Source organism: Sutcliffiella sp. FSL R7-0096 (assembly GCF_038595065.1).
GTDB lineage: Bacteria > Bacillota > Bacilli > Bacillales > Bacillaceae_I > Sutcliffiella_A.
In genome coordinates, this window is record NZ_CP152003.1 from 4,481,602 (window position 1) to 4,503,110 (window position 21,509).

At 41.8% G+C, this 21,509-nt stretch carries 17 protein-coding genes; 8 read left to right on the plus strand and 9 right to left on the minus strand.

All coding sequences use genetic code 11. The features are described from left to right. Positions 1-172: 172 nt before the first annotated feature. Positions 173-1,186: a UDP-glucose 4-epimerase GalE gene (galE, locus tag MKY77_RS22990; protein WP_339147931.1), complete on the plus strand. Its 1,014-nt coding sequence runs from the start codon at positions 173-175 to the stop codon at positions 1,184-1,186. Positions 1,187-1,295: 109 nt separating this feature from the next. Here galE (MKY77_RS22990) and MKY77_RS22995 read toward each other — a convergent pair whose 3' ends face one another. Beyond that, positions 1,296-1,694: a hypothetical protein gene (locus tag MKY77_RS22995; protein WP_339147932.1), complete on the minus strand. Its 399-nt coding sequence runs from the start codon at positions 1,692-1,694 to the stop codon at positions 1,296-1,298. A 140-nt stretch (positions 1,695-1,834) separates the two neighbouring features. Between MKY77_RS22995 and MKY77_RS23000 the strand changes: the two genes are divergently transcribed. Both MKY77_RS23000 and MKY77_RS23005 read left to right on the plus strand, forming a co-directional pair. Further along, complete coding sequence (locus tag MKY77_RS23000) at positions 1,835-2,362, plus strand: competence protein ComK (protein ID WP_339147933.1); 528 nt, start codon at positions 1,835-1,837, stop codon at positions 2,360-2,362. A gap of 315 nt (positions 2,363-2,677) precedes the next feature. Continuing rightward, positions 2,678-5,536, plus strand: coding sequence for a leucine-rich repeat domain-containing protein (locus MKY77_RS23005; RefSeq protein WP_339147934.1), 2,859 nt, complete (start codon positions 2,678-2,680; stop codon positions 5,534-5,536). A 101-nt stretch (positions 5,537-5,637) separates the two neighbouring features. On the opposite strand, the gene MKY77_RS23010 is transcribed toward MKY77_RS23005, so the two are convergent. From MKY77_RS23010 to MKY77_RS23045, 8 genes are all read right to left on the minus strand, one after another. Beyond that, complete coding sequence (locus tag MKY77_RS23010) at positions 5,638-6,570, minus strand: DMT family transporter (protein ID WP_339147935.1); 933 nt, start codon at positions 6,568-6,570, stop codon at positions 5,638-5,640. A gap of 167 nt (positions 6,571-6,737) precedes the next feature. Further along, positions 6,738-8,270, minus strand: coding sequence for a UDP-glucose--hexose-1-phosphate uridylyltransferase (gene galT, locus MKY77_RS23015; RefSeq protein WP_339147936.1), 1,533 nt, complete (start codon positions 8,268-8,270; stop codon positions 6,738-6,740). Positions 8,271-8,301: 31 nt separating this feature from the next. Next, positions 8,302-9,291: a UDP-glucose 4-epimerase GalE gene (galE, locus tag MKY77_RS23020; protein WP_339147937.1), complete on the minus strand. Its 990-nt coding sequence runs from the start codon at positions 9,289-9,291 to the stop codon at positions 8,302-8,304. Between the two features lie 15 nt (positions 9,292-9,306). Continuing rightward, positions 9,307-10,479 (minus strand): galactokinase, encoded by a 1,173-nt coding sequence (locus MKY77_RS23025; protein ID WP_339147938.1) that lies wholly within the window; start codon positions 10,477-10,479, stop codon positions 9,307-9,309. A gap of 28 nt (positions 10,480-10,507) precedes the next feature. Beyond that, positions 10,508-11,926, minus strand: coding sequence for a glycoside hydrolase family 43 protein (locus MKY77_RS23030; RefSeq protein WP_339147939.1), 1,419 nt, complete (start codon positions 11,924-11,926; stop codon positions 10,508-10,510). A gap of 1 nt (position 11,927) precedes the next feature. After that, on the minus strand, positions 11,928-13,700 hold the full coding sequence (locus tag MKY77_RS23035) for a sugar-binding domain-containing protein (protein ID WP_339147940.1): 1,773 nt from the start codon (positions 13,698-13,700) through the stop codon (positions 11,928-11,930). A 14-nt stretch (positions 13,701-13,714) separates the two neighbouring features. Then, positions 13,715-14,815, minus strand: coding sequence for a M24 family metallopeptidase (locus tag MKY77_RS23040; protein ID WP_339147941.1), 1,101 nt, complete (start codon positions 14,813-14,815; stop codon positions 13,715-13,717). Between the two features lie 125 nt (positions 14,816-14,940). Beyond that, complete coding sequence (locus MKY77_RS23045; protein ID WP_339147942.1) at positions 14,941-15,978, minus strand: family 43 glycosylhydrolase; 1,038 nt, start codon at positions 15,976-15,978, stop codon at positions 14,941-14,943. Positions 15,979-16,344: 366 nt separating this feature from the next. Here MKY77_RS23045 and MKY77_RS23050 point away from each other — a divergent pair, with 366 nt between their 5' ends. The 5 genes from MKY77_RS23050 (at position 16,345) to MKY77_RS23070 (ending at position 21,403) form a co-directional block, all read left to right on the plus strand. Further along, positions 16,345-17,601 (plus strand): ABC transporter substrate-binding protein, encoded by a 1,257-nt coding sequence (locus MKY77_RS23050; RefSeq protein WP_237662948.1) that lies wholly within the window; start codon positions 16,345-16,347, stop codon positions 17,599-17,601. A gap of 67 nt (positions 17,602-17,668) precedes the next feature. Further along, complete coding sequence (locus tag MKY77_RS23055) at positions 17,669-18,598, plus strand: sugar ABC transporter permease (RefSeq protein WP_339147943.1); 930 nt, start codon at positions 17,669-17,671, stop codon at positions 18,596-18,598. Positions 18,599-18,615: 17 nt separating this feature from the next. Next, positions 18,616-19,449, plus strand: coding sequence for a carbohydrate ABC transporter permease (locus tag MKY77_RS23060; RefSeq protein WP_339147944.1), 834 nt, complete (start codon positions 18,616-18,618; stop codon positions 19,447-19,449). 3 nt (positions 19,450-19,452) lie between these two features. Then, entirely contained in the window at positions 19,453-20,115 is a 663-nt protein-coding gene (locus tag MKY77_RS23065) for a YesL family protein (RefSeq protein ID WP_339147945.1), read from the plus strand. A 67-nt stretch (positions 20,116-20,182) separates the two neighbouring features. Next, positions 20,183-21,403 carry an ROK family transcriptional regulator gene (locus MKY77_RS23070; protein WP_339147946.1) on the plus strand — a complete coding sequence of 407 codons (1,221 nt, stop codon included), beginning with the start codon at positions 20,183-20,185 and terminating at the stop codon, positions 21,401-21,403. Positions 21,404-21,509: the final 106 nt, after the last annotated feature.

The window sequence follows — 21,509 nt, forward strand, 5'->3', positions numbered from 1 at the left end:
AGATCATCCTTTAACATATTAGAGAAATCATCTCATAGTTTTTTTCTATTCTATCATAATTTATACATAATGCACGAAATCACCTTTTCCGGTATTATTACTTTAAAGCTATTTAAATTTCCATTATGATTGTAATGGGAATAGTCATTATAGAAAATTGGAGGAACTTAACATGGCAATTTTAATTACTGGCGGTGCCGGTTACATTGGCAGCCATACTTGTGTAGAGTTATTAAATGCTGGCTATGAAATTGTAATTGTCGATAATATTTCCAATAGTAATCATGTCTCATTAGATCGGATCAAAGAAATAACAGAGAAAGACTTTTCATTTTACGAAGTGGACCTTCTAGATAAAGACAAGCTAGACAAGGTGTTCGATGCCCATAAAATTGATGCTGTCATTCACTTCGCTGGCTTGAAAGCGGTCGGAGAGTCTGTGGAAAAACCTTTATTTTACTATCACAACAATATAACTGGGACGTTATATTTGTGTGAGGTTATGCACAAGCACGGCGTCAAAAATATGGTATTCAGTTCTTCTGCAACCGTTTATGGTTTACCTGAGAGTGTGCCTATTTCAGAGTCTTTCCCATTAAGCGCTACAAATCCTTATGGGCAGACAAAATTAATGATCGAGCAAATTCTGCGTGACCTTCATGTTGCAGACGACGAGTGGAGCATTTCGCTATTGCGCTACTTCAACCCAATTGGAGCGCATGATAGCGGACGAATCGGTGAGGATCCGAATGGTATTCCAAACAACCTTATGCCATTTATCACACAAGTTGCCATTGGGAAGTTACCAGAACTACAGGTGTTCGGAGATGATTATGACACGGTGGACGGAACAGGAGTACGCGATTACATCCATGTGGTGGATCTTGCGAAAGGGCACCTTAAGGCACTTGAAAAAGTCTTGAATGACAAAGGTGTGCATGCGTACAATCTAGGAACAGGAAAAGGCTACTCTGTGCTGGAAATGGTAAAAGCTTTTGAAAAAGCATCCGACAAAGAAGTGCCATATAAGATAGTTGCAAGAAGACCTGGGGATATTGGTGCATGCTTTGCGGATCCGGCTAAAGCTAAGGAAGAATTGGGCTGGCAGGCGGAAAAAGGACTAGAGGAAATGTGCCAAGATTCTTGGAAATGGCAAAAGAACAATCCAAACGGATATAAAGAATAACCTAATAAAAACAGAAGCACTGCTGACAAAACAAGCAGTGCTTCTATCATTTACCATTCAACCCAGAGCATTACACTTTAGTACAATAGAGGATGAATAGTCCTGTGTACTACTCTTCTATCAAACAGTCTTCTAAAAACTCTTCCCATTCTTCCTTAACAGCTTTAACTGGTTCATCTATCAATTCACCCGTCACCTTACTACCCATAATTCTTTTTGAAATAGGCATACCTAAGAAATAACGATTACATTCCCAGATATTGAGAGAATGTAGACTAAACGCTTCCTCCCCTTTTTCTGCTACTCCGATGTTAATAAAAGAGTTATAACCAGGCTTAAATGGGTCTTCCCCTTCCCTAAAAAAACTTATGTCTAGTTCCAGGGCTCTTTTTATAAAAATAGGCTTGTATTTTTTTAGAAGTTCCCTCATATGACTTTGTAGCATCATTTCGTTTTTTCTAATTTTGTTTAATAACTCATTCGAAAAGTCACTCTGTTGATACTCCATAATTCGTTCACTCCACTCCATCTACATTTTTTTACAAAATATCACAAAATCTTAAGAAAAAGCTAGGTATTTTTTACCACTTTCTATATAATTAGTTTTGTAAGCGCTTTATTTATTTTGTATGGGAGGGATTTAAGGATATGGGGAATGAATTACCTGTGATTCATCAATATCGGATTGGCCTTTCGACGATGGCATTGCTGTCCTATCGTCATCCTCAGTATCAGACAAAGATAATGGATATGGAGGGGAAATTCATGACAGATGAGACAGCTAAGGAAATTTTGCATAGGGGCTGTCTAGATGACAGTTGCACCTATGAAGGGAGAAGAATTGCTACCATCCACTTCACCAATTACATTCAGAAAACACCGATTCTGATTGACCAAACAGAAGGAATAATAGCCATCCCAACTCATTCACCTGATCAGGAAGCCTGCTGTTGGCTGTTCCTGCAGCACTTATCACATGTTGAGTCTGTTTCCTCCACAAAATGTATTGTGTTTTTCAACAATCATGAATATCTGGAGCTCAATGTTTCTGCCATTACAGTTTATGAACAAGTGAAAAAAGCCGCTGTAGTATTAACAAGGTTCTGCTCCAACAAACAATTCAATTTCTCGTTAAATCCAAAAGTAAGGCGCTCGCGAAAAGATATCAGGAGATAAAAGCTTAACCCATTTTCACCATGAATTAGTAAGATATTGCTGCAACCTTAATAGGGGACAGGTTACAACAATCTGTTACTAATAGACAGGATTCCAGGTTCTCGTTGCAATTCTTTGAAATGGAACAAGAACCCGGATACTTACCTCTTTTACACTTTTTCGCCCTCCACCACTCATCTCCCAGGATACGATGATTATTTTCCACTTTTTTCTACAAAATTACATAAAAAAGTAATTCTCTAAAACGAACTTTGGTAGTATAATCTTTTTGTTGGATATTATTTTATATAATTTAGAATTGGGGGATTGTTTTAGTTGAAAAGAAGTTTTTGGCTAAATGTAACAGTTGTATTTACCTTACTACTTTCTTTACTTAGTCCTGCTGCACAGGCTTTTTCGGAAGGAACCGAATATGTGCTTGCCAAGGTATCATTAAAGGAAGCAGTATCATCGGAAGAAGGCAATGTTTTAGTGTGGGAAACGTATGGCGAGGATTTGACATCTTCCGCTGATGTTCAGAGTTTCCTACTAGTTAGGAATGGTGAAGAAGTAGAAGTTACCCCTGAAGAAGTGGCTAGCTTAGCTACTGAAAGCAAGAAAGTCTATACATATACGGACAAGGTAGAAGAACCAACGGCTATCGTGTACAGTGTTGTGTGGAAAAATGCTGAAGAAATTCACCAGAGTAACGAACTTACTGCAGAGGTACCGGCAGCACCTGCAGAGGAAGATGTATCTTCTGACGAAGAAAATGTAGATTCATCTGAACAAGCGCCGGAAGAAACAGTACAGGAAGATGTATCTGAAGATAGCACCACCGTCACAGAAGAGGAGCAGACGGAAAATATCTCCTCGGAACAGACTGCAACCGAAGATGTTGTTGAGGTCGACGAAAGTGCTCCCGTTTCCGTTGAGGAAGTAGAAGGAGCAGAATTGAATTTTGTTCCATCAGAAAAAGAGAATTATCTAAAAAGCACCCTAATTGATGAAAATGCGGAAGCTTTCATGTTTCTTGACAAAATGTTCGTTAATGAGCACTCTTTTGCTGTAATGTGGTATGGCTATGTCGATAATAGCCTAGGGCGTATTTCGACTTACGAGTTATACCTTAATGATACACTCATCACATCTGGTGGACCTAGATTATCAGACTACGAGTTTACTAATTTAACACCAAACACCGTTTATGAGGTTAAGGTGAGAGCGTTAAATAAAACGAATGATGTTTTAGTAGAAGAAACGTTGACAATAAAGACCCTTCCTAAACCAACTGGTAAGATTGTTAAGTTTGAAGACGCAAATTTGAAAGAGGCCATTCAATCCCAGATGAGGCTTGACAGGGAAGTCTTTGAGAGCGATTTGGAACACTTGACTATGCTTGATGCAAGCTCCCTTGGGATCAAAAGCCTAGTGGGTCTTGAGAAAGCAGTCAATCTGGAGGTCCTATTCTTATACTCCAACAGCATTGAGGATATTACCCCTCTGACAGGGTTGACGAAGCTTTTCATCCTTGACTTGGAAGAGAATAAAATAAAGGATGTTTCAGCTTTAAGTAAATTAACAGACCTTTATATTTTAGGCTTAGCTAACAATCCAATCACTAACATCCAACCGTTGGAGGGATTAACGAGTTTGGAAGGTTTATTCCTTCATAATACCGAGATCAGTGATATTTCTTCATTGGAGTATCTGCTTAACTTAACTTTTATTACATTAGCAGACACCAATATTGATTTTTCACCGGACTCGGTTGTTTGGGACCTACTAAATGTTTGGGCCGACGCCGGAGTATATGTTGATGTACTTGAGGAAGAATACTTTGAACCTCTAGAATTAAGCATTTATGGTACCACTGAGCAAAGCATTTCTATTGGCTGGTGGTATTATTCAGAGAATGAAGAGGACTATGAAAAAGAATACCTCTACAAAGTGTACGTAAATGACAAATTTTACAAGGAAACAACTTTAACAGAGCTGACTATTTTAGGTCTTGATTCGCAGAAAGACTATATCGTGAAGGTGGAAATGTATGATACAGACGGGACGTTTATGTACGATACATTTGAGATGGCACAGACTCTCGCGCCACCATCAGGGGATATCGTCAATATTCCTGATAAAGGCTTAAATGATGCTATTCGTCAACAATTGGGACTTCAAGATCTCGACCGTGAAATTTACCAATCAGATATGGAACGCCTTGAGTCTTTATATGCTTCCTGGATGGGAATTAAAAAACTGAACGGACTTGAGTATGCAATTAACCTATTTGATCTGGATATCAGTGGAAATGAAATCAAGGACCTTTCTCCTTTAAAAGGACTAGAATTCTTGCATTTTCTAACTCTATCAGACAATTTGATCACAGATATCAATCCGTTAAAAGGATTGAACATCTATTGGCTTGATCTGTCTTATAATCCAATTACGGACATTTCCGGCTTGAACGGGTTACTTGACTTGCAAGTGCTACACTTGCATAACACAAACATCGCAGACATCAGTGTCCTTCTTGAGCTTGACTACCTCTGGGAAGTTACTTTATTCGATATAGAAGGATTAACCTTCGAAGAAGGCTCACCTGAGCTTGCTGTTGTAGAAAAGCTAAGAGCTATAGGGATTATGGTTTATCTTTCAGAAGAGGAGTATCACGGTCCCATTCCTTACACGATTGAAGTGGTGAGTGTAACAGAAAGCACCATTGAGATTGAATGGACTTACGAGTATGAAGTAGAATTTGAAGTGGACTATTACGAAGTGCTTCTTGATGGGGAAGTTATTGATACTACGGATGGGAACTCCTATGTCTATACGGACCTTGAAGCGGATACAACTTATGAACTTGCCGTTGTACCAGTTGATTCAGCAGGCGAAGAGCTGGATTATATCTACATCTCCGCTTCTACTCTACCGGCTGCAGAAGAGCCAGTAGAGGAAGAAGAGCCTAAGGAAGAAAATAAAGATAAAGAGAAAGAAGATAAAACACCAGTTGTCGTAAAACCCGTGGATAAAGATAAAAACAAGACAGATAAAAAGACAGCTACCGATACGAAAAAAGGAAATATGCTTCCTTTCACTGCTACTAATACATTAAATTACATCCTGATTGGATTGGCCTTATTAGTGGTTGGTACAGCTGGACTTTGGTGGACTCGACGTAGAGTTATAGCTTGAGTTTCTAATTGATTTAGACTTATGCATGCTTCAATAATAATAACAGCCGAGCGGAGATTCTTTCCCTGCTCGGCTGTTTTCAATTTGAATGGCTATATTATTTATCTTCCGATTCCCCTTAAATGATTGACCGGTTCTTGTCTCGACAATTTTTTACGCTCCAATGCACCAGATCCCAATAACACTCCTGCCACGATTAGAACTAGCCCTATCAGATGGAAGATTGTGACCTTTTCGCCAAGCAAAAAGACCGATCCAATGAGTGCGAAAAAAGGCGTGAAATTCAAAAAAATAGAAGCTTCTGCCGGACCAATTTTCCCAATGATAAAGTTATAGGACATATGTCCAAGCGCCGTCGCTATGATGGCTGAAGTAAAAAATGCCAGCCATACCTGCCAGGATATCGTAGCAAATTCCTTTACTGCTCCTGGCTCCGTCATCAGTCCAATAACCATGAGGGCACTTGCCCCAATTACCAGCATGTATCCTGTCAGCAAGCGTGGATCCAGGGTTTTTGCCAGTTTACTGATGAGGATGAAGCTGAAGGCTTGGGTGAGAATCGAAATGAAAACATAAATATCTCCGATGTTGATTTCGGATACACCATTGCTTCCTACAAGGATGGTGACTGCAACACCTGCTCCGCCGAGGAGGAAGCCGGTCCATCGTTGAAAGGTTGTTTTCTTTTTGAGTAAGACAGACGCAATCAAGGCAGTCAGGATCGGTCCCGCTCCCAAGATGATACCTGCATTTGTGCCAGATGTACCTTTTAGGCCAATCGATAGAAAGTAATGATGGCAGACTACATTAAGGAAGGATCCTAGAATGATATAGTAGAATTCTCTTTTGGTTGGAAGCCTGACAAGCTTGAATATGGAGAGGATCAGAAAGACGGTAAGGCCTGCTGTCATGATGCGGAAAGCGGTCATGGTGACAGGGCTCAAGTTCTCCACAAGGATTTTAACTAACGGAACGTTCATGCCCCAGAATATCATGATGAGTAGGAGCGATAGATAGTATTTAGTTTGGTGCATTGCGGCTGGGCTCCTTGGTACGGAAGTGTGATATCAGTCCTTCCGTAATTTTGTTTCTTCATATGGTAGCATAAAGAAGATTCAACCGTATAGTGGCAAGTTCTAGTTTTTCATTAGATGTTTTCCAATTCCTTGTCATATTCCAGCCTCCAACCTACACCATCAAGTTACAACGTCTGGCAAAACCTCCGAAATGCCTCCCTGCCTTCCTCGTTGCGTTTAAAGACTCCAGCATGTTCGAGGATCGACGCAAATATCAACCCAACTTCTTTTTTCAAAATCGCCTGGACATCCACGTCTTCCAAAGGTGTGCGGATCTCTGGATATTTCTCTATTATTCTCTTAGCCCAATGTAGATGTTTTTTCATATTGTCATCAGCTAAACGGTCCAACCCATCATCAGATACCATCAATTCCCCAAGAATCCGAAACTCTTCCTGAAGGCGGCCGGGTAGGACAGCAAGTCCCATTACTTCTATAAGGCCGATGTTTTCTTTTTTGATGTGGTGCACTTCCTCATGTGGGTGGAAGATTCCCATAGGGTGTTCTTCACTTGTTCGATTATTCCGCAGTACTAGATCCAATTCGTATAGTTCCCCTTTTCTGCGGGCAATCGGGGTCACAGTATTGTGCGGGATATCCTCCGAATAGGCAAGAATATCAACCGTCTCATCGGAGTAATTTTTCCACGCTTGATAGATGGTATCTGCAGCCTCGATGATTTCCTCTTTTGCAAGGCCATTGAGGCGAATGACACTCATCGGCCAAGAAAGCCACCCTGCGGTCACATTGGGGAAGCCTGATAAGGAAAAGGATTCCTCTATCTCTGCTTTGGCCATCGGGAAATCATGAAATCCACCTTGGAAGTGGTCATGACTAAGGATGGAACCACCTACAATTGGGAGGTCAGCGTTAGATCCGACAAAATAGTGTGGGAGTTTGTCAGTGAACTCTACCAATCTGTGAAAGGTGTTTTTTGAAATTTTCATCGGTTCGTGTACACCTTTTAATATAATGGCATGTTCGTGGTAGTAAACATAAGGAGAAAATTGAAGATGCCACTGTTCCTCCATTAAGGAAAGAGGAATGGTCCGGAGGTTTTGACGTGCAGGATGATTCACCCTCCCACCGTAACCTACATTTTCCACACATAACAAACAGGATGGATATCCTGTCTCTTTCATGTTCCGTGCAGCGGCGATAGCTTTTGGATCCTTTTCAGGTTTGGAAAGATTAATGGTTATTTCTAGATTGCCATACTCCGTTTCCGCCAACCAATGCGCATTTTTTTCAATACGATCTCTTCGAATATAATGGGAGTCATTCGCTAGTTTATAGAAATAATCTGTCGCCTGAACCGGCCCTTCCTCTTCATTGATCCGATTAAATTCTTTTGTTACCTCTGATGGTCTTGGTACAAAGCAGCCCATTATTTTCGTATCCAAAAGGTCACGGTAAGTGACAGTATCGGCCTCCAGCAAGCCTTCGTCTGCCGCCCAATCTAAAATTTTCTCTAAAATCGGGACAGGAGAGTGAAGTTCGCCAACCTCCACGGAATTTGGAGCTGGTGTATAATCCTCCAGCTTTAAAATGGATAGGATGGAATTCCTTGTGTGAGCTATATCTTGGTCCTCTATCAGCTTCGTTTGCAGGCCATATTGAATGAGCTGGTCTATCTTTCCGTAAATATTTACAGTCACGTTAAGACACTCCTTCCATTTCGATAAAACTTTAATTCTCGTATCTCTCGGGATGTTGTTGATGCCACTTCCAAGCGCTTTGAATCATTTCTTCCATGGAAGAGTGCTGTGGATTCCAGCCTAATTCTTCTTTTGCACGGAGAGAGGAGGCGACCAGTTTAGCAGGGTCCCCAGCTCTGCGCGGGGCAATTTCTGCCGGGATTTCTTTTTGTGTCACCTTCCGGGCGGTTTCGATTACTTCTTTGACAGAAAAACCGTTTCCATTGCCAAGATTATACGTCCCATTCCCTCCACCATTTCTCAGCTTATCTACTGCAAGCAAATGAGCAGAGACCAGGTCGGTGACATGTATATAATCGCGGATACATGTACCGTCTTCTGTTGGATAATCATCTCCAAAAATCATGATCTTCTCCCTCTTCCCGAGTGCTACCTGCAAAATAAGGGGAATCAGGTGGGTTTCTGGTGTATGGTCCTCCCCGATATCTGCTTCCAAGTGGGCGCCCGCCACATTGAAATATCTCAAGACAATGAAATTTAATCCATAAGCAACCGAGCTCCATTTCAGCATCCTTTCAATGGCAAGCTTGGTTTCACCGTAAGGGCTTGTTGGATTCGTTGGATCTGTTTCCAGAATAGGGATGCTTTCGGGTTCACCATATGTTGCAGCGGTGGATGAGAAGACAATTCGATGCACTTGATGCTTTTTCATCATTTTTAAAAGGCAAAGTGCCCCATAGACATTGTTGTCATAATAAGCCAATGGATTTTGGACACTTTCTCCAACAAGGGAATCTGCTGCGAAATGTATAACCGTATCGACTTCATTTTCGTCAAAGACCTTTTCTAAAAAGTCGAAGTCCCGAATATCTCCTTCATAAAAGCGGACATTTTCGTGCAATGAGCCTGCATGCCCTGTTTTAAGGTTATCAATTACAATGACAGCTTCCCCTCTTCGCACCAGGTCCACGACCGCATGGCTTCCAATATAACCGGCTCCCCCACATACTAATACAGCCATCTATTTATCATCTCCTTAGCCTATATTCATTTCCCTTGCCCCGTCACCAATTTCTACTGTGTAAAATTCAGGAATCAATCCGGTTGCTTCTTCATATTGCCATTTCACATTTTTCAGGAACTCATCCAAATGTGCATTCTCCACGAGATTGACAGTACAGCCGCCAAATCCAGCTCCAGTCATTCTAGCTCCTATGGTTCCTTGTTGATTCCATGCTGCTTCCACAAGAGCATCCAGCTCAAGCCCAGTCACTTCATAATCATCTCTAAGGGAACGGTGGGAGTCATTCATCAGCTGGCCAAAACCTTTTATATCACCCATTTCAAGCAAATGCACGGCTTCTTTCGTCCTGTCATTTTCATACACGGCATGTTTGGCTCGCCTTTGGATGACATCATTGGATAAGTGATGTTTCACTTCTTCAAACTGGCTTGGTGTGAGGTCACCTAAAGATTGTATGGAGTGGTGCTCCTGTATTTCCTTTAATGCCTGTTCACACTCTGTTCTTCGTTCATTGTATTTAGAATCTGCAAGCCCACGCCTTTTGTTGGTGTTGCCAATAACCAGAGTAGCATCCTTGAGGCTGATTGGACTGTATGTGTAAGAAAGTGTATTGCAATCAAGCAGCAACGCATGATTTGCTCTCCCCATTCCAATGGAGAATTGATCCATAATGCCGCAGTTTACCTTCATAAATTCATTCTCTGCCTTTTGACTCATCTTCACCATGTCGACCATCTCCACCTGCAAGCGGAACAATGCCTTCAGGAGGACAGATGTAACAAGTTCAATGGATGCAGAGGAGGATAAACCCGCACCATTTGGAATGTTTCCGAAGAACAAAACGTCCAAGCCAGCATTCGGCTCATAACCATTCTTCACAAATTCGCGGATGACACCCTTAGGGTAATTGGCCCATTTGTCTTTCTCATCGTAAACTAGGTGATCAAGCTGGAAATTAATGATTCCTTCTTCAGGGAAATTCTTGGAATACACGTTCACTTCCCTGTCGTTCCTAAGCCTTGCGATTGCATACGTCCCAACACTTAATGCACAAGGAAAAACATGCCCTCCATTGTAATCGGTATGCTCTCCAATCAAATTGACACGGCCTGGTGCGAAAAATGCCCGGACATGATGAGCATCACCAAACACCTCTGCAAAATCCTTTACTAACCCTTCAAGCATCAAGGGCACCTCCTTTCAATTTAAAGCATCATTTCCCCTTCAAGGATGTCAAGACTGTACCTTCCACTTGAAGCCCTTCATCCTCGCGAAAAGGAAGATTAATAGTACCATCGGCCTCTCCCTCCAGTTCAATGGAGCAGACAAGTAGTTGGTTTAAATAGAGAGAAAGGGTAGAATTCCTTTTCTTGACCTGAACAAAATGATAAGCAGAAAAATCATAAGCATCAGGCAATGGATATTCATCCTTTACCTGCTCGGACTCTCCAAGTATTTTTGTTTTGAGAATGGATTTTTCCATATCAAATGACCATATCACCTTATTTCCGTTGCTTTGGAGGAATGATAAGAAATGCACCAGTTTCACACCGCCACTTGGAAGAGAGATATTTGTCTCAAAATGAAAATCTGGATGTTGATGCGCTAAGAGTCCTGCATTCAAATCACTGATGGATGAAGTAAATCGACCATCATAAGTCGGCACGACAGGGAGTGGCAGTTCACCTTTCACTGGAGGCTCCAACCATATGTGGTCCCCTTGCCATTGAAAGCGGCCAACCCTGACCCTTCTTTCCCCGACATTCTCTTCAGGTTCATAGCCGTGGTAAACGATATAGTCATCTACGCCATTTGGGCCTTTCACCACGACATGATGGCCCGGCCCATGACATGCCTCATTGGTTTTTAAAATAGGCTCTCCGCCTTTCCATTTCGACCAGCTCTTATCCTCCATCCCCTTGTCCCCCATCGGCTTGGAAGAGGTTGCATAATAGACGCCGTACGTATCATCTCCAAAGAAGCCTGCACTGTACATCTGATAGTAAGTACCATCTCTCTTCAAAACAAAAGGTCCTTCATTCCAAAAGAAGCTGTGCTCTTTGTTTCCTTCCCACAAATGCTCTGGAGCAACTACCATGGTTGGATTCCCGCTCAACGTTTCCAAATCTATCATCCGATCGACCACATTTCCGGTTCCGATGACATTGTTTGGCCCCCTGGTGTACTCGTTGCGGACATTATAAAACATATAATAGCTTCCATCCTCGTCCTTGAAAGGGTGGGCATCGATGGACCATTCATCTGTCAATGGCTCTTTTGCAAGCGTGAATGGGCCTGTCGGGCTTTTACTTTTAGCCACTCCTATTCTTCGTATCTCATCATTCCCGTGGCCATTTTCATTTCTGACGGCACCTGTCACATACATATAAAAAATGCCGTTTTCATGGATGATTTCTGGCGCCCATAAATCAATCTGAGCCCAATGGTCCTGGTCATCAGAGGCATGCAATGCAATTCCGCACGCCTCCCAATTCACTAAGTCCGTTGAGGTATAAACTCTTATTTCCCTTGGTCCTGTATGATAAAGAAAATAAGTGCCGTTATATTTAAGTACCGCGGGATCTCCATGGTCCAATCCCGCAATAGAAATAACCGGATTTTGATAAGTCATCTTACTTTACCTCACTAGAAAAACGTTTGACCGAACGGCCTTCATTGATTTCCTTGATAATCTCTAAATCTATTTTCGGCTTGCGGTCATAGGTTAATAGCCCGTTTATTTCCTGCTCCACATCTGTCAGTTGGGTGTAGCAAAACCCTTGGACAAGAGGCGATTCCAATAGAGCGGAAACAACATCGTAATAGCGGTTGGCAAAATCCTGATCATCAGATGCCCCAGAGTATCCCCAGCCTTCCCATTCACTCTTTTTATAGGCGATGCCGCCAAATTCGGATACTTGAATCGGCACTCCATCATAGTGATGGCCAGGTACATAAATAAGACGGCTACCCGGGGTTGCCTCCATAATTTTCTCCACTGTGCTATATCGTTCCTTTAGCACCTCTTTGTTGCTTTCATAATCATGGATGGTGCAAATATCGGATTTTGTATGCTCCCAGCCGTCATTGGAAATCACCAATCTGGTAGAATCCAGCGATTTAGTCAGGTAATACATTGCAAGGGTGTGGTTTTGCTGCCTTTTATCTGCCAAAAGCTTTGGGACACCCCAGCTTTCATTGATAGGAACCCATGCAACGATGGATGGATGGTTGTAGTCCCGCTCAATTGCTTTTTGCCACTCATCCGTTATGCGGCGGACGGCGTCTTCGGTATAGGTATAGCTGTTGGCCATTTCTCCCCAAACCAACAATCCAAGTTTATCTGTCCAATAAAGATAGCGGGGGTCCTCAATCTTCTGGTGCTTCCTCGCTCCATTAAAGCCCATTTCTTTCGTAAGCTCGACGTCTTTACGGATGGCATCATCAGATGGAGGTGTCAAAAGTCCATCAGGGAAATACCCTTGATCTAGAATAAGCTTCATATAATACGGCCGGTTATTCAGCATGACCTTTCCATTTTCAACGGAGACCTTCCTCATTCCAAAGTAGCTGCTCACTTCATCCAAGACAGTCCTGTCATCTTTTAACCTGAAGACAACATCATAGAGATTTGGTTGTTCCGGGCTCCACAAGCGTCCTTCGTCATGAACATGAAAATCATTTAGAAAAATGGAGCGTGACCCTTTATTATTAATCAATTTAAGAGATTCAGAGGCTACCAGATTCCCTTCAAATGAAATTTCTATGTCGAGGAACTGTGAATCGGATTCCCCATTCACAACATATTCCATTATGATTTCATCTTTATCGATATCAGGAGTCATCTTTACTTTTTCAATATAGGACGACTCTACCATCTCAAGCCATACAGTCTGCCAAATGCCGGTGGTCCTTGTATAAAAGATTCCTTCAGATTTCTCTTTCCAGTATTGCTTTCCGCGTGGTTGATCTAAATCCTGCGTCACATCCTCTACTCGAACCACCAATTCATTCTTACCAGCAACCACAGCTTCGGTTACTTCCAATTGAAAAGGTACATGCCCTCCTTCATGGGAACCGATATACTTACCGTTCACCCACACAGATGCTCGATAGTCCACAGCCCCGAAATGTAGGATGAGGCGTTTTTGTTCCCATTCTTTCGGGATATCAAAGCCTCTTTTGTACCAGACAAGATCATGGAAATCCGTATCATGGATTCCGCTCAGCTCACTTTGGTAGCTGAATGGGACAGTAATTTCCTTAGTGAACTTTTTTTGAAGATACCATTTTTCCAAAAGCCCCTTGTTTGCGTCATCATAATCAAATTGCCATTGGCCGTTAAGGTTCTCCCAGTTTTTACGGATAAATTGCGGTCTTGGGTATTCAGATCTTGGAATAGACATAATGTAATTCTCCTTTAGTCACGTATTAGGATATCAGGTCGTTGATAATGTCGGCCTTGATGTTCTACTTCTATATATGGCCAGTTGCCGGTATGGGTAAGAAAAGTGTTCTCTTTCTCTTCTACTAAAATCGTATCTTCAGATTTAATCCCACGTATGGCAGGATTCCAGGCGTATGCTTGGTGTAAGACAACCTCTTCTTCACTGTTCATGTTAGCTAAATATTCCCGAGAGGCAAAGCCAGTCAATCCACCCTGATGCAAAAGACGCCAATCCTCAGGAAATCCTGCCTCTGCATACGCTTTCAATCCAATCTGAAACACATCCTTCACCTTACTGCCCGGTCGGGTAGCGGCATTCATCCATACATCTATCTTGGCAAGCTTCTCCTTATTTATCTTCAAATGCTCTGGCAGTGGACCAAAGTGTACAAAACGCGTCACATTTGCAACAAGCCCGCCTTTTTCTGCACAAAGGACTAATATTGCATATTTATCAAGCTTTTTCTCGGTAGGGATAGGATGACGGTAATTGTAAATCCGTTCATCCGTTGCAACAAGGATCACTTGAGGGTTCACTCCCTCTTTTATCGTTTTTGCTGCGACTAAAGAAGCTATTTCAAACTCTGACATGCCAGGCTGAATTTCCCTTGCAACACCTTCCAGGGTATTTGCAGAGAATTGACCAAGCCAGCGGTATTGTTCCCGCTCCCTCTCAGATAATTGACTCCTTAGCTGCACCAGCTCTGAGGAAGCATCCTTCATGCCGTTCATATCGGTGTCTGAAACCACCTTTTTATCTTTACAAAGCCTGTTAATCAATGGTGTTGTGCTTTCATACCATTCACATTCCACCAGTTCATATCCAAGGCCTTCTAATTCCTCTTCCATAATCCTTCTGGATTCCATTTTTACAGTAATGCAATATTTTTTATCATCCAAAAGCAAGAGATCAGCTACACCATATTCAATGGTATTGACGATATGATTGACTTTTCCTTCTGTAAGCCACGAGAAATTCTGCCTTTTGCAGACCAAAAGTCCGTCATACCCTTTTTGCTGAAGCCAACTTTTCACCTTTTGCTCTGGAGAAAGCGCGGAGATTTGAATGTTCATATAAAGATGTCCCCCCTCTATGAATATTTTCAATTAACTGTTAGTAAATTAAATTTATTAACTTGTTTTCATACTACGCTACTAGGCAAATGGTTTCAAGATTTTTCTTAATATTCTATTAAAAATCATCTATTTGTCACTGGACCTACTAGAGTTCCTTCTCCCGGCTTTCCTCCTTCTATACTTGGCCAACCGTCTTCCCATTTCACTTTATCCAACATTAATGGCCTTCTCGTAGTTCCACTGCCAATCCACGGTGTTTCTTTATCAATCGCATGATAAATAATCCAATCATGACCTTCCCCGTCCGTTATGATGGCATTATGTCCTGGTCCAACAAAACGATCTCCCCCTTCTAACAGGAGGGTTCCACTAGTATCCATGATGTCCTTGCCGTCCTTATCAAAATAAGGTCCATTTACTGTTTCAGCACGTCCAACCGCCACTCGATATGTACTCCATTGTCCCTCACAGCAAGAACCCATGGAACCAAAAAAGTAATAATGATCGTCCCGTTTCACAATATAAGGCGCTTCAAAATCAGTTCCCGCAATTTGAAATTTTTCTCCGGTGTAGGTTAAGCCGTCTTCACTTAATTCAATGCCCCATATTCCATGCCAGCTCCCCCAAAAAAGATAGGCCGTCCCATCCTCCTCTACAAATAGCTGCGGATCAATAGAGTTGTTCACACCTATTTCCTTACTATCAAATAACTTTCCTTTATCTTCAAAAGGTCCCTCAGGATTATCTGCTACCGCAACGCCAATAGCTGGGTTTGCATCTCCCCACGTGGATTGAGAATAATACATATAATATTTATCGTTAAAAAAGGAAACATCCGGTGCCCATATTCCCCCCTCTTCCTTCCAGGCTGGTTTTTCTGTAAATGCCTCGCCCGCATATTCCCATTCTACAAGATCCTTTGAACGTACAATCGGGACAACCCTTGCACCCATTCCGTCTCCCCAATTGTCTTCTGTTCCATACACATAATAATAACCGTCCTCTCCTTCCACAATGGAAGGATCCGCAATTACCGGTTCAAATATCGGATTTTGATATTCCGGTCCTTTCGTTTGGGAAACATTATTGATTACAAGAAAGCTGATCCCAGCTAACACAACCAATATCAGTCCACTACCAATCCACCACTTACGATTCATTCAACTACCCCCTCCAAGAAAGTAAATTTAATTAATAAACTTAATTTAGATAATAACAGGTACTCATGACTTTTGTAAGCGTTTATTTAAATATTGCGAATTATTTAACTGTTATCAAGGAAACTGCAGAGGGAATACCTTTTATCTCTTTTTTATTTTTATAATATTTAAATTTATTTGTAAATTAATGTTGCCAGCTGATAATGTATGCGTTATCATAAATCCCAAGATAATAAATTTATTTAACAAACTACCTTTTTTAGCTTGCTGGCTTTTTGGGTTGCGAATCAGACTATGTGCCGGGAATACGGATGACTTCTCATCCTTCCATAAATTTTTATCCAAAAGAACATAGGGGGTTATGTGATGAAAGGGTTAAAAGTAATGTTCTTGTTACTGATCTGTTCGTCGTTGATATTTGCAGGCTGCAGCAATGGCGCGAACAGTGGCGGGAATGATGGGGAAATTACCTTGGAGTTCTGGAATGGGTTTACTGGTCCGGACGGTGAGGACATCGGTAAAATCATCAATGAGTTTAACGAAGCACATAAAGGCGAGATTAAAATTAACACGCAAACGATGCCATGGGGGAATTTTTACGATCAGTATAGAACCGTTGTAACAAACGGAGAAGCACCTGATATCGCTATTATGCATTTAGATTCGATTGCTGGATATGCAAGATACGGGCTGTTGACTCCATTAGATGATCTGGCTGGTGACATTGGTTTAAGTGAAGGGGACTTTATTGAAGAAGTATGGGATGCCGGGGTTTATGAAGACCAACGATATGGGATTCCATTGGATGTACATCCCCTGACTTTGTTTTATAATGTAGACCTACTTGAACAAGCAGGCTACACAGAAGCACCAAAAACGTATGATGAACTATTGGAAATGTCTTTAGCAGTGCAAGAACAGACAGATGCTTGGGGAATCGCGATGCCTGTTTTCTGGCCTAGTAATATGATCTTCTATACTTCCTTAATGTCTCATGGAGGTCAATCTGTGAGTGAAGACGGACTTACTCCTCTCTATAATTCACCAGAGGGAGAAGAAGCCCTTCAAAAGATGGTGGACCTTGTTTATGAACATAAGGTATCACCTTCAGACGTTCAAGCTGATGGGGAAGTTACATTATTCCGCCAAGGAAAAAGCGCATTCCACCTGAACGGCATCTGGATGATTGCAGGGTTTGAAGAGCAAGATGGATTAAACTTTGCAACGGCACCAGTACCGGCTTTCGGAGATCAAGAAGCAGTTTGGGCAGGTTCTCATAACTTTGTCATACCGGCCCAAAAAGACGAAGATCCTGAAAGACTGGAAGCTGCGATGAAGTTTATCAAGTATGTATCTGAAAACAGTTTACAATGGGCAAAAGCCGGACAGGTACCTGCAAAATATTCTGTCCTTGAGAGCGAAGAATTCAAAGCCCTTGAACATCAATACAAAGCATCACAACAAAACTTCGTCTTCCCTCCTGCCACTCCTTTCTATGGAGATGCTTGGGGACCTACAGGACCTGCAGTCGATGAAGCGATGCTAAATCAACTTTCTCCTGCGGACGCTTTGGAACGAGCAGCAAAAGAGGGAGAAGCCAACGCGAAAGAAGCATCACAATAATAATCATCACTAATGTATAAGGAGGGTCCCCCTCCTTATATTCATTATTCATGGGAGAGGGTTGCAAATGAATACATTGGAAGCCAAAAACAGCCAGCCTTTCCGTAAAAGGAAAAGTTGGAAAGAAAAACTAATCCCCTTATTATTTATAGGTCCTCATCTATTCTTTTTTATCATTTTCCTTGCCTATCCAACCTTGAACGGACTTTTTATCAGCTTTCATAATTGGAACTTCTTTACCGACATGAGGTTTGCGGGATTGGAAAACTATGCGAACATCCTGTGGAATAAGGATAGTCTCTTCTTTACTTATTTCTGGTCTGCCTTCCGGGCCACTTTGCTATTCGTAGTTCTTTCCGTGCCATTTTTAGTTATCATTCCTTTATTCATCGCAGTAGCAATTAACGCGCGACCTCCAGGGCATAGCTTTTTCAGAGCACTATTCTATGCCCCAAGTTTATTTTCAGTTGTCACTGTAGTATTGATTTGGATTTGGCTACTTGATACAAATGCAGGGTTAGTGAACTACTACATAGGGCAATTGGGTCTTGATAACATCCCTTGGCTCACAAGGACTCCTTGGGTATGGGTTTCACTGGTGGTCATGACGATTTGGTGGACGATCGGGACCAATATGATTTTGTTCTTGGCTGCCTTGGGTGAAATTCCGGATCATTTGTATGAAGCAGCAAAAATCGATGGTGCGAACAAACTGCAGCAATTTTTCCATGTTACCTTACCTGGTTTGAGGGGACCGATGGCCTTTGTCCTGATCATCACGACTCTTGCCTCCTTCAACGTCATGGCACAGCCGCAGCTTGCCACAGGCGGTGGACCAGGGTATGAAACTAGAGTATTAATTTTATATATTTATGAAGTAGGATTCACAGGCGGAAATCCAAGGGCAGGTTTGGCGGCTGCCATGTCTGTTGTGCTTGGACTGATACTTCTGAGTATCAGCATGATTCAATTTAAACTGATGATGAAAGAGAAATAAGACAGGAGGCAAAGAAAATGGCAATAAAAGATAAATCATCCAAAAGATTCAGTTTCCTCTTTTTATCTGTTGCGGCTCTATTTTGGATCATCCCTTTCCTTTGGGTCATCTCCACATCTTTAAAACCTGAGAGCCAAGCGATATCCTGGCCGATTCGCTGGATACCGGATACCATTACTTTCAAAAATTTCACAGATGTATTTGCAAGAAATGACGTTCCGATTCTTCGATGGTTTTGGAACAGTTTTTTCATAGCAACCATTCATACAGGATTGATGCTTTTATTCAATTCCATGTCTGCATATGCCTTTGCCCGCCTGAAATTTAAAGGGAGAGACTTGTTATTTTGGGCTTTGATGGGAACCATGATGATCCCCCCTGTCATGAATCTCGTTCCTTTATATGGACTTGTAAGTTCACTTGGCTGGACCAACAACTATGCGGCCATGATCTTCCCTGGCCTTGCGAGTGTATTTGGCATCTTTCTTCTTCGCCAATTTTTCATTGGAATCCCAATGGAACTCGAAGAAGCGGCGAGAATTGATGGAGCATCAAGCTTCACGATTTATTGGAAGATTATCCTTCCACTTGCTAAACCTGCCTTGATTGTATTGGCACTATTTACATTCATGGGGAACTGGAATGACTATCTATGGCCATTGATCGTGACTTCAAGTGCAGAAATGAGGACATTACCAGTAGGACTTGCTATCATGCAAGGACAATTCAATATACAGTTTGCCAAGTTGATGGCCGCAACCATTTTCTCTGCCCTTCCGGTTATTATCCTGTTTATCTTTGCCCAGCGCTTCCTTGTAAAAGGTATAGCGTTATCAGGAATAAAAGGTTAAGCCATGAAGAACGCATGGATTGTTTTTAACCGTTCTGTATTTGATGCCTATCAACAGCTGGGCACGATCATTAAATTCACTATCCTTTGGTGGCTTTGTATGCTGCCAATCCTGACTTTGGGCCCGGCTACCGCTGGGCTGTTCTCCATTATAATTAAAAGCAAGAAAGGTCACCGTATAACTGTAAAGGATTATTTCCAAGCAGTTCATCAACACATTGGGATTGGGATGAAGTTATCTCTCCTGTATCTATTTATCATGGTACCTGGAACCGTCTATACTATTATCCTCTTTTCAAATGGAAGTGTTGCGACCAATATTATTGGAATCCTTCTCATATATATACTGATTATATGGAACCTCATTTTCCTGTATATGTTCCCTTTAATGATCATACAGGAAGAGCAAGATTTGACCACCATTGTCAAACAGGCTTGGAAGCTAGTAACGGAGAATTACTCATTTACCTTTAATATCGCCTTATATATTTTAATCACTACCTTAACATGCAGCGTTTTGACCATCATGCTCATTGCATGGAGCGGCTTGTTGGCTTTAATTTCCTATAATTCTCTTTCCTTTTTATTACACAAATATAATCCGAATGAATACAGTTTTGATTATAATGTTAAGTGGAGAGGGTTAATCAGACCTTGGAACAACTAGGAGTTCAATGTGCAGCGAATCGCCTATTAATAGCATTTAAGAATTTTTAAAGAATTGAGGAACAAATATGTCTTTTATACCGAAAACTGGTAGCTTTGAAGGAATGAAATCACTTAACAAGTCTGCCATTATGAATTTGATCCGTTTACAGGGACCGATTTCCAGAGCCGAAATTGCAAAACTGACGAAATTAACTCCTCCTACAGTTGGCAGCATCGTTTCCGAACTGCTGGAGGCGGACTTTATTAAAGAAGAAACCGGCTTCGCGAAATCACAAGGTGGAAGAAAGCCGATCATGCTAACCCTTAATTCATCAAACTACTTTATTATTGGCATATATGGATCTGCTGAGGTCATCACCACTGTCATCTCCAACCTTGATGGGGAGATTATTTACAGTAAAGATAGAGAGGTTTGGAATACTCCAAGTGAGTTAGAATTTCTAACCATGCTAAAAGAATGCATTCAAGTCACTTTAGATGAAAATGACCTCCTCCACTCCTCCATCATCGGTATCGGTGTGGCCATGCACGGCTTAGTGGATCCAGAGAACGGAATAGCCATTTTCGCACCGCATTTAAACTTGTCGAATATCCCGATTAAGAAGACCTTAGAAGAAAAGTTCTCCATTCCGGTACTTATGGAAAACGATGTAAGGGCTCTGACACTGGCTGAAAGTTGGTACGGCAAAGGCAAAGATGTATCCGATTTTATCTGTATAAGTGTAGGTCGAGGGATTGGTTCAGGCATTGTCCTGAATCATAAAATCTATAATGGCGTATATAACAGCGCAGGAGAGATCGGCCATACCATCGTCGATGTGAATGGTCCCAGATGTAAATGCGGCAACTATGGATGCCTAGAAGCATTCTCTTCAGAGGCGGCAGTGCTCGAGCGTGTCAAGCGAGGCATTCGGTTAGGGCGAGATTCTATATTAGCTGCAGAAATTAATGAAGACAGCCAGTGGGATATTGAAATGATATTCCGCGCCGCTGAAAAAGGGGACCAACTGGCACTAGAATCCCTTGAGGAATCAGGTCGCTATCTTGGTCTGGCCATCGCCAATTTCATTAATATCTTTACCCCATCTAAAGTTATCTTAGAAGGAAAGTTATTCGATGCAGGAGATCTCATTCTTTCTCCGATCCGCACCATGGTGGAAAGGAGCACCCTGAAAAGCTCCCCTGGCGCTGAAGCCATTGAATGCTCCACTTTAGGAAAAAAGGGAATGGCCGTTGGTGCTTGCACCTTGGTTTTACGGAGTTTGTTTAAACCAGGGGGATTTTAAGTTATTTTGTAGAATTGTGGAGAACGGCATGAATTTTGTTAGTTTGATAAATAAAATGGGCTGTATTGAAAATAACGTATAGTGGATCATAAATCTACAATGAAAT

Bases quoted from the DNA above. Each gene is read 5' to 3' on its own strand.
- galE (WP_339147931.1), top strand. From the start codon at position 173: ATGGCAATTTTAATTACTGGCGGTGCCGGTTACATTGGCAGCCATACT.
- MKY77_RS22995 (WP_339147932.1), bottom strand. From the start codon at position 1,694: ATGGAGTATCAACAGAGTGACTTTTCGAATGAGTTATTAAACAAAATT.
- MKY77_RS23000 (WP_339147933.1), top strand. From the start codon at position 1,835: ATGGGGAATGAATTACCTGTGATTCATCAATATCGGATTGGCCTTTCG.
- MKY77_RS23010 (WP_339147935.1), bottom strand. From the start codon at position 6,570: ATGCACCAAACTAAATACTATCTATCGCTCCTACTCATCATGATATTC.
- galE (WP_339147937.1), bottom strand. From the start codon at position 9,291: ATGGCTGTATTAGTATGTGGGGGAGCCGGTTATATTGGAAGCCATGCG.
- MKY77_RS23025 (WP_339147938.1), bottom strand. From the start codon at position 10,479: ATGCTTGAAGGGTTAGTAAAGGATTTTGCAGAGGTGTTTGGTGATGCT.
- MKY77_RS23030 (WP_339147939.1), bottom strand. From the start codon at position 11,926: ATGACTTATCAAAATCCGGTTATTTCTATTGCGGGATTGGACCATGGA.
- MKY77_RS23035 (WP_339147940.1), bottom strand. From the start codon at position 13,700: ATGTCTATTCCAAGATCTGAATACCCAAGACCGCAATTTATCCGTAAA.
- MKY77_RS23040 (WP_339147941.1), bottom strand. From the start codon at position 14,815: ATGAACATTCAAATCTCCGCGCTTTCTCCAGAGCAAAAGGTGAAAAGT.
- MKY77_RS23045 (WP_339147942.1), bottom strand. From the start codon at position 15,978: ATGAATCGTAAGTGGTGGATTGGTAGTGGACTGATATTGGTTGTGTTA.
- MKY77_RS23050 (WP_237662948.1), top strand. From the start codon at position 16,345: ATGAAAGGGTTAAAAGTAATGTTCTTGTTACTGATCTGTTCGTCGTTG.
- MKY77_RS23055 (WP_339147943.1), top strand. From the start codon at position 17,669: ATGAATACATTGGAAGCCAAAAACAGCCAGCCTTTCCGTAAAAGGAAA.
- MKY77_RS23060 (WP_339147944.1), top strand. From the start codon at position 18,616: ATGGCAATAAAAGATAAATCATCCAAAAGATTCAGTTTCCTCTTTTTA.
- MKY77_RS23065 (WP_339147945.1), top strand. From the start codon at position 19,453: ATGAAGAACGCATGGATTGTTTTTAACCGTTCTGTATTTGATGCCTAT.
- MKY77_RS23070 (WP_339147946.1), top strand. From the start codon at position 20,183: ATGTCTTTTATACCGAAAACTGGTAGCTTTGAAGGAATGAAATCACTT.